Here is an 8,357-nt window from a genome sequence, read left to right as displayed (position 1 = left end):
ACCCGCGGGTGCCGTACGTGGCCGGTATGGAGAACCCGGCGGAGAACTTCACCAACATCGTCGGCTGGCTCGTCAAGCACGGCTACGGCGACGACGACATCAGCAAGGTCATCGGCGGGAACATCCTGCGCGTACTCAAGGAAGTCTGGTGAACATGCGTACCCTCGGACGCTGGTCCGGCGCCGTCGCGGCCGCCGTGACCGCACTGACGCTCACGTCGTGCGGCCTCAACGAGGGCCAGGGCGCCTCGAATCCGACCGGCGGCGGCAGCTCCACCACGCTGCGCATCGGCACCACCACCGACGTCGCGAACTTCAACCCGCTGCAGTCGCTGAGCAAGACCGACAACTGGATTCTCAACGCGATGTACCCGCACCTGCTGCGGATCGACGAGAACGCCAAGAAGGTCCCCGAGCTCGCCAGCGAGTACACCCACGAAGACGGCGGCAAGTCGGTCGTCTTCACCCTGCGCGACGACTTCGTGTGGAGTGACGGCACCCCGGTGACGTCGGCCGATGTGAAGTACTCGGCCGAGACGATCATGAAGAACAAGCTGGGGAACGTGGCCGCGAAGCTCACCTGGGTCGAGGGCATCGAGACGCCCGACGCCACCACGGTGGTCTTCAAGCTCAGCCAGCCCTACGCGCCGTTCGCCGAAGGCGTGGGCTTCTGGATGTCCGTCGTCCCCAAGCACATCTTCGAGAAGGCCGGCGACATCACCAAGTTCGCCAACAACTCCGACTGGGTCGGCGCGGGCGCGTACATCCTGAAGAGCGCCACGCCCGGTCAGCGCTACGTGATGACGCGCAATGACAAGTACCCCTACGCGCCCGCGGGTGGTGCGGCCGTCGACACCGTCGAGTACCGGTTGTACCCGGACGTCAACACCATGCAACTCGCGCTGCGCAACGGCGACATCGACCTGATGGGCACGCCGGTACCCGCCTCGGCCGTCGCCTCGTTCAAGGGCGATGAGAAGATCAAGCTGCAGGAGGTCGGCTCGCTGGGCTTCGCCCACATCACCTACAACGTCACCAACGAGCATCTGGCCCGCCCGAAGGTCCGGCAGGCGCTGTCGATGGTCGTCGACACCAAGTCGATCATCTCGACGGTACTGCAGGGTGAGGGTTCGGCGATGACCGGCCCGATCTCACCGATCTTCGGGGAGTACGACAACACCGAGCTCGAGCCGTACCCGTTCGACCCGGCCGCCGCGCGCAAGCTGCTCGAAGAGGAAGGGTACGCGGACAAGAACGGCGACGGGAAGCTCGACGGCCTGTCCTTGGAAATGGTCTGCGACCAGAGCAACCCGAACCTGACCCGGGTCGCCCAGGTGGTGCGGGAGGACGCGGCCAAGGCCGGCGTCGAACTCGTCGCGTCGTGCGTCGAGCGGAACACGTTCCTCAGCAGGACCAAGAGCGGCGACTACGACATCGACGTCTCGCAGTGGGCCGTCTTCGACAACCCGATGGACCAGCTCCGCAGCACGTACCTGTCGAGCAACCCGGGCGGCATCAACTACAACCTGGTCAAGGACCCCAAGCTCGACAAGCTCATCAACGAGGCCGCCGTCACGACCGACCACGACGAGTTCGTGGGGAAGATCAAGGAGCTTGACGGCTACGTGCACGAGCAGGCGCTGCTGACGCCGCTCTATGTCGAGAAGATCCAGTTCGCCTACAACGCCGCCAAATTCACCGGCTTCCAGCCCTCGCCCAGCGATCTGCTCGGCATGGTGACCGGCTACTCGCTGTCGCAGGTCCGGCCCGTCGGCTGAGGCGAGAAACGGAGAGGAGGTGGGGTCACCCCATGGCTGGATTCATCGCCAGAAGGGCGATGCGTGCGATCCTGACCATCTGGATCGCGGTCACCGTGACGTTTTTCCTGCTTCGACTGCTGCCGGGTGATCCCACCCTTCTGGTCGTCGAAGGGGACATGACCCCCGAGATGCAGCAGGCGCTGCGAGAGCAGTACGGGCTGGACAAGCCCATGCTCATGCAGTACTGGCTGTATCTGACCGAGTTGCTGCAGGGCAACCTCGGCACGTCGTTCAGGCAGCTCCAGCCGGTCACCGACATCATCGTGTCGCGGTTGCCGTGGACGGCGCTCCTGGCCGGTTCGGCGTTCGTGCTGACCATCGTGCTCGGCATCCCGCTCGGCGTGTACGCCGCCGCCCATCGCGGCAAGCGCGTCGACCGGATCGTCCAGATGTTCGGGATCACCGGGCACGCGCTGTTCGTCCCGAGCATCGGGATCCTGCTGCTCGTGGTCGCGGGCTCGTGGCTCGGCTGGTTCCCGATCGGCGGCGCGATCGACCCCGACACCCGGGGCGTCGACGCGTACATCAGTCTGTTCCACCATCTCGCGCTGCCTCTGCTGAGCCTCGTGGTCGTGCAGCTCGGGCCGTACGCGCTCACGCTGCGCACCAACATGCTCGAGGTCCTCGGTGAGGACTACATCAAAAGCGCCCGCGGCCGTGGCCTGTCACCGCAGCGCACTCTGTGGCGGCACGCGTTGCGCAACGCGTTCCTCCCGGCGCTGACGCTGATGGGTCTTCAGCTCGGCACCCTGGTCGGCGGGGCGGTGCTCACCGAGACCGTGTTCGCCTACCCCGGCGTCGGACGGCTGATCTACGAGGCCGTCGGCCAACTCGACTATCCGCTGTTGCAGGGAGCGTTCATCATGCTCGCGATCACCGTGGTCGTCGCGAACCTGATCACCGACGTGGTCAGCATGCTGCTCAACCCGAGGATTCGCGCATGAGCGCGATGCCTCCCGACGTGCGGCCCGCCGGTGCCGTCGCGCTGGACGAGCCGGCGGCGAGCACCCCGCCGTCGGCGATGAAGAGCCTCCGGCGCTTCCTGGCCAAGCCCAGCGGCGCGCTGTCGATCTCGATGCTGCTGGTGTTCCTGGTGACCGGCCTGCTCGGCCCGTTCTTCGTGGACAGACCAGGTGGGCTCGGTTCCGAGATCCTGCGGTCGCCGTCGGTCGCGCACTGGTTCGGTACCGACGATCTCGGCCAGGACGTGTTCGCCCAGGTGGTGTGGGGAACCCGGGTCAGCCTGACGGTGGCGATCGCGGCGTCGGCGATCGCGATCGTCATCGGTACGGCCCTAGGCCTGCTCGGCGCCTACTCCAGGCGGGCCGATGCCTGGGTCACCACGGTGACCGACCTGATGCTGTCGCTCCCCCTGCTGCCGCTCATGATCATGGTGACCGCGCTGGCCGGCCCGAGCGTCACGACGCTGACGTTCGTCATCGGGCTGTTCTCCTGGCCCGAGGTCACCCGGCTGATCCGATCGAACGGCCTGGTCGTGGTGTCCATGCCCTACATCGATGGCGCCCGTGCGCTCGGCGCGACAGGCTGGCGGATCGTCACCCGTGAGGTGCTGCCCGCCGTGGTGCCGCTGATCGTGGTGAGCGTGCTGCTCACCGCGGCCAGAGCGGTGATCTCCGAAGCGGGACTGAGCTTCCTGGGGCTCGGCGACCCCGACTCCTGGTCGTGGGGACGGATCATCCTCAACGCCCAGCGCAGTGGCGTGATCTCCACCGCGTGGTGGCAGACGCTGTTCCCGTCACTGGCGATCCTGCTGCTCGTGCTCTCGGCGACGGTCGCCGGTGTGCGATTCAACGACTCACGCGACCCTCGGCTGAAGGACCGGTGACCTATGCGCCTTTCTTCCGACTACTACGCGGACGTCCATTCCTCGCTCAGGGACGCCCTGGAACAGGACGGTCTGGACGGATTCCTGGCCACGACACCAAGTGACGTCGCCTACCTCGCCGGATTCTTCTACGCCGTCACCGAACGACCGGTCTACCTATGGTTCCCTCGTGACGGCCGGCCCCTGTGCGTGGTGCCGAAGCTCGATGAGGAGTACGCGGCGCTGCAGCGCGTCGAAGCCGACGTCGTCACCTACGCCGAGTTTCCCGGCGTCGATCCGGCCGAGGCCGTACTCGCACGGGAGATCGGACGCACAGGCCGGCCCGCGGCCCGGATCGGCGTCTCGGGCGGGCTCAGCCTCGCCGGCCACCGGGCGCTGACCGAGGCGTTGGGCACGGCCGAACTCCGTACCAGTTCGGCGGTGTCGAACCTGCGGCTCATCAAGCATCCGGAAGAGCTCGCCTGGCACCGCCAGGCGGCCGGGATCTGTGACGAGATGCTCGCGGCGGGCCGGGCGCTCATCGAGGACGCGCTGCGCGCGGGGCGCCCGCTGCCAAGCGAGGGCGATCTCGCACGGCACGTCATCGGGTACGGCTCCGACACGATGTACCAACGCTACGACCATGTCATCTACACGACGAAGCTGGCCGGCGGCCTGGTGTACGCCGGCCCGAACTCCGCGAACCCGCACGGACTGCCCAGCAGGCGCAGGCTGGAGATCGGCGACACCGTCATCCTCTCCCTGGGCGCCGCCGTTGGCAGCCGCTTCGTCGAAAGCGAACGGACGTTCGTCATCGGCGAGCCCAACGCCGACCAGCGGCACTACTTCGCCGTCGCGGCGGAGGCTCAGGAGGTCGGCACGGCGGGCCTGCGCGCCGGCCGTACCTGCGCGGAGGTGAACCGTGAGTGTCTCGATGTCATCAGGGGGCACGGGCTCGGCGAGCATATCCGGCACCGTCAGGGGCACGGCATCGGTGTCCAGCAGCACGAGCCGCCGTGGGTGGAGGACGGCGACGACACGGTGCTCCGGGCCGGAATGGTGCTCTCCAGCGAGCCGGGCGTGTACGTGCCGGGCCACGGCGGCTACCGCATCTCCGACACCGTGCTGATCACCGACGCGGGACCCGAACGGCTGACCGGCTATCCGCGCAGCCTCGAAGAGAACGTGATCGCGCCATGACGAAGAGCCGGAAACAGACCGAGGAGAACACGGTGTTCGTGGAGATCAACGGCAACCCCCTGGCCGTGGAGGTCATGGGACCCGAGAACGCGCCGGCGATGATCGTGCACCACGGCGCTCCCGGGCTGGGCAGCCGGGCCGAACCGCGCCGGTCGTTCGGGCCGTTCTCCGACCGGCTTCGAGTCGTCGTCTTCGACGCTCGCGGGTCCGGTGAGTCCGGTGACGCCGGGCCCTTCAGCCACGCCCAGTGGGTCGCCGACGTCGAGGCGATCCGCCGGCACTTCGATCTGGGCCGAATCGTCATGGCGGGCGGGTCCTACGGCGGCTTCATCGCGATGGAGTACGCCCTGGCCCATCCGGAGAACGTCGCCGCGCTCGTCCTGCGGGACACCGCGGCCAACACCGACTACGACCACCTCGCGGTCGAGCGAGCCCGGACGACGGACCGGGTGCGGATCCCCGAATGGGTCATCGAGCGCATCGGCACCGGCCACTTCACCGGCAACGAGGAGTTCAGGGAGTACTGGCGGGCCATCCTGCCCCTCTACGACCACACCTACGATCCCGAGGCGGTCGAGCGGCGGGTCGCGCAGACCTCCTACCACTACAGGACCCACAACGAGGCGTTCGGCGTCAACATGCCGGCCTACGACCTCACCCCGCGGCTGCACGAGATCACCTGCCCGACGCTCGTGACCGTGGGACGGCACGACTGGCGCACGCCGGTGCCGGCCTCCCAGACGATCGCCGACCTCGTCCCCGACGGGGAGCTGGTGGTGTTCGAGAAGTCCGGTCACTCCCCCCAGCTGGAGGAGCCGGAACTCTTCCAGCAGGTGGTGCGCGACTTCCTGACCAGGGCGGGCGTGCTCGTCCCTCGGGCAGGCAGGCCGTGAACGCGCCCGTCCTGCGGGTGGACGACCTCAGCGTGGAGTTCGCCACTCGTGAGGGGGCGGTTCGCGCGGTACGCAACGTCGGCCTTGAGGTCTTCGCCGGCCGTACGCTCGCGCTCCTCGGCGAATCGGGGTCCGGCAAGTCGGTGACGGCCCAGGCGATCATGGGTTTGCTGGACACGCCGCCGGCGAGCATCACCTCGGGAAGCATCGTGTTCGAGGGCACCGATCTGGTGACCGCGGCCGAACGGGTCCGCCGACGGGTCAACGGCGAGGGCATCGCCATGGTCTTCCAGGACGCGCTGTCCGCGCTCAACCCCGTCTACACGGTGGGCCATCAGATCGGCGAGCTGCTGCGGGTCAGGCGGAGGATGTCCCGCTCCGCCGCGCGCGCCCGGGCCATCGAACTGATGGAACGGGTACGGATTCCCGCCGCGGCCCGCCGCGTCGACGACTATCCGCACCAGTTCTCGGGCGGCATGCGCCAGCGGATCATGATCGCCTTGGCGGTCGCGCTCGACCCGCGCGTGCTCATCGCGGACGAGCCCACCACAGCCCTGGACGTCACGGTGCAGGCGCAGATCATGGAGCTGCTGACCGAGCTCCAGCGCGAGAACGGGATGGGGATGATGCTCATCACCCATGATCTCGGAGTGGTCGCCGAGGTGGCCGACGACGTGACCGTGATGTACGCGGGCCGGATCGTCGAACGCGGTTCCGTGGAGGAGCTCTTCGAACACTCGGCTCACCCGTACACCCGGGGGCTGCTGCGCTCGATGCCGCGGACGGATCGGGAGGACGACGAGCTGTGGGCCATCCCCGGCGCGCCGCCGAACCCGGTGATGACGCCGAAGGGGTGCGCGTTCCATCCGCGCTGCGACATCGCGATCGACCTGTGCCGGTCCGAGCAGCCCGGGCTTGAGGTGATCGCGGCAGGCCGTACCAGCGCCTGCCATCTGCGTGCGGAGGTGTTCGATGGGCGAGCGTGAAGTCGTGCTCGAAGTTGATTCCCTGGTCAGGCACTTTCCGGTCAGGGGCGGCCTGTTGAATCTGCGCCGCAGTGCCGTGCAGGCCCTCGACGGCGTGTCGTTCACCCTCGGGCGCGGCGAGACCCTCGGCGTCGTCGGCGAGTCGGGATGTGGCAAGTCGACGCTGGCCCGCACGGTCGTGGGCCTGGACACCCCGACATCGGGGCACGTGCGCTACCGCGGCGTGGACGTCCACGCGGCGTCGGGCCGCGCGCTGCGAACGATGCGACGCAGCGTCCAGATCGTGTTGCAGGACCCCTACACGTCGCTGAATCCCAGGAAGACCGTTCGCGACCTGCTCATGCAACCGTTCGAGATTCACCCCGACGTGCTGCCCCGCGACAGGCGGCTGAGCCGGGTGAAGGAACTGATCGACGTGGTCGGGCTCAACCCGGACCACCTCGACAGGTACCCCTTCCAGTTCTCCGGCGGGCAGCGCCAGCGCATCGGAATAGCCCGCGCGCTCGCACTGGAGCCGGAGGTCGTGGTCTGTGACGAGCCGGTCTCCGCGCTGGACGTCTCCGTGCAGGCGCAGGTCGTCAACCTGCTGCGGCGACTGCAGCGGGAACTGGGCCTGTCCTACGTGTTCATCGCGCACGACCTGTCGGTGGTACGGCACATCTCCGATCGGGTGGCGGTGATGTACCTGGGCAAGGTCGTGGAACTCGGCGACCGCCGGGAGGTCTACGAGCGTCCCCAGCACCCGTACACCCGGGCGCTGCTCGAAGCGGTGCCCGTCCCCGAGCCGCGGGGCCGGGCCTCGCGCACGCGAACCCTGCTGGCCGGCGACCCGCCGAGTCCGGTCGACCCGCCGTCAGGGTGCCGGTTTCGCACGCGCTGCCCGAAGGCTCGGGACGTGTGCGCCGACACCGAACCCGTTCTGCGGATCGGGTCCGCGTCGGCCGTCGAGGTCGCCTGTCACTTCCCCGAGCAGACCCCCCTGGCCCGCCTCGGCGGGGCATGACCGACCGTCACCGGTGCCCGGCCCCGGGCTGCCACGACATCAATACATCTGGAGGATTCACCGCCATGCAGTCACCTTCCGCCTCCTACCGCGGTCACCAGGCCTACGGCTATCTCGAACCGGGCGTCGACTACGCCGACTTCGAGCTGGCCGAACAGATCGGCCGGGTGCCCGCCTACGACGGTGAGGTGTCGGCCGAGCAGTCCGAACGGGTCAGCCGGATCATGGCCGAGCACATCGTGATCTCACTGCACGAGCACGCGGTGGTTCTCCCCAAGGACGTCGGTGAACTGCGCCGATACAACCGCACCGGCCGGCAGCGTACCGGCTACGAGGGCCTGTCGCGTTCGGGAATGACCGCCGTGTTCGACAACTTCATGGCCGGGGCGTCGTGCGTCACCAGCGAGAACGGCTGGAAGTGGAACGACATGATCTACGCCCTCGGCCTGCGGCTCGCGGACATCGCCAAGCAGGACTACGTGGTGCACGCGCTGACCGTGGACGACATCAAGGCGGCCAAGCGCGACGACCGGATGGCGCTGGTGGCCGGGCTGGAAGCGGCGACGATGATCGAGAACGAGCTCGATCGCCTGGACATCCTGTACGGCTTCGGCGTCCGCCAGATCGGTAT

The 8,357-nt window shown here is 68.1% G+C and carries 8 protein-coding genes and 1 pseudogene; all 9 read left to right on the top strand.

Annotation, left to right across the window (positions count from 1 at the left end; all coding sequences use genetic code 11):
• Nucleotides 1-26 precede the first annotated feature (26 nt).
• Nucleotides 27-152, top strand: a complete 126-nt coding sequence (locus ABT130_RS46085; RefSeq protein WP_350966271.1) for a membrane dipeptidase — start codon at nucleotides 27-29, stop codon at nucleotides 150-152.
• 2 nt (nucleotides 153-154) lie between these two features.
• Nucleotides 155-1,777, top strand: coding sequence for an ABC transporter substrate-binding protein (locus tag ABT130_RS46080; RefSeq protein ID WP_350966270.1), 1,623 nt, complete (start codon nucleotides 155-157; stop codon nucleotides 1,775-1,777).
• 32 nt (nucleotides 1,778-1,809) lie between these two features.
• Nucleotides 1,810-2,763 (top strand): ABC transporter permease, encoded by a 954-nt coding sequence (locus tag ABT130_RS46075; protein WP_350966269.1) that lies wholly within the window; start codon nucleotides 1,810-1,812, stop codon nucleotides 2,761-2,763.
• The gene (locus tag ABT130_RS46070) at nucleotides 2,760-3,665 is read left to right on the top strand and encodes an ABC transporter permease (protein WP_350966268.1); all 906 of its coding nucleotides are present in this window, start codon (nucleotides 2,760-2,762) and stop codon (nucleotides 3,663-3,665) included. Before ABT130_RS46075 ends, ABT130_RS46070 begins: the two co-directional genes overlap by 4 nt.
• A gap of 3 nt (nucleotides 3,666-3,668) precedes the next feature.
• Entirely contained in the window at nucleotides 3,669-4,844 is a 1,176-nt protein-coding gene (locus tag ABT130_RS46065) for a M24 family metallopeptidase (RefSeq protein ID WP_350966267.1), read from the top strand.
• On the top strand, nucleotides 4,841-5,737 hold the full coding sequence (locus tag ABT130_RS46060) for an alpha/beta fold hydrolase (RefSeq protein WP_350920374.1): 897 nt from the start codon (nucleotides 4,841-4,843) through the stop codon (nucleotides 5,735-5,737). Before ABT130_RS46065 ends, ABT130_RS46060 begins: the two co-directional genes overlap by 4 nt.
• A complete protein-coding gene (locus tag ABT130_RS46055) occupies nucleotides 5,734-6,723 on the top strand; it encodes an ABC transporter ATP-binding protein (RefSeq protein WP_350920377.1) in 990 nt (329 codons plus the stop codon). Before ABT130_RS46060 ends, ABT130_RS46055 begins: the two co-directional genes overlap by 4 nt.
• Entirely contained in the window at nucleotides 6,710-7,726 is a 1,017-nt protein-coding gene (locus ABT130_RS46050) for an ABC transporter ATP-binding protein (RefSeq protein ID WP_350966266.1), read from the top strand. The genes ABT130_RS46055 and ABT130_RS46050 overlap by 14 nt, the downstream gene beginning before the upstream one ends.
• Nucleotides 7,727-7,791: 65 nt before the next feature.
• A pseudogene (locus ABT130_RS46045) lies at nucleotides 7,792-8,357 on the top strand (membrane dipeptidase); the annotation flags it as partial.

The organism is Streptosporangium sp. NPDC001681 (genome assembly GCF_040298085.1).
Classification (GTDB): Bacteria; Actinomycetota; Actinomycetes; order Streptosporangiales; family Streptosporangiaceae; genus Streptosporangium.
Note: the sequence above shows the minus strand (reverse complement) of the source record. Positions and strands in the feature narration are given on the sequence as shown.

Excerpts from the sequence above, each read along its gene's own strand:
- ABT130_RS46080 (WP_350966270.1), top strand. The coding sequence starts at position 155 with ATGCGTACCCTCGGACGCTGGTCCGGCGCCGTCGCGGCCGCCGTGACC.
- ABT130_RS46075 (WP_350966269.1), top strand. The coding sequence starts at position 1,810 with ATGGCTGGATTCATCGCCAGAAGGGCGATGCGTGCGATCCTGACCATC.
- ABT130_RS46065 (WP_350966267.1), top strand. The coding sequence starts at position 3,669 with ATGCGCCTTTCTTCCGACTACTACGCGGACGTCCATTCCTCGCTCAGG.
- ABT130_RS46050 (WP_350966266.1), top strand. The coding sequence starts at position 6,710 with ATGGGCGAGCGTGAAGTCGTGCTCGAAGTTGATTCCCTGGTCAGGCAC.
- ABT130_RS46085 (WP_350966271.1), top strand. The coding sequence starts at position 27 with ATGGAGAACCCGGCGGAGAACTTCACCAACATCGTCGGCTGGCTCGTC.
- ABT130_RS46060 (WP_350920374.1), top strand. The coding sequence starts at position 4,841 with ATGACGAAGAGCCGGAAACAGACCGAGGAGAACACGGTGTTCGTGGAG.
- ABT130_RS46070 (WP_350966268.1), top strand. The coding sequence starts at position 2,760 with ATGAGCGCGATGCCTCCCGACGTGCGGCCCGCCGGTGCCGTCGCGCTG.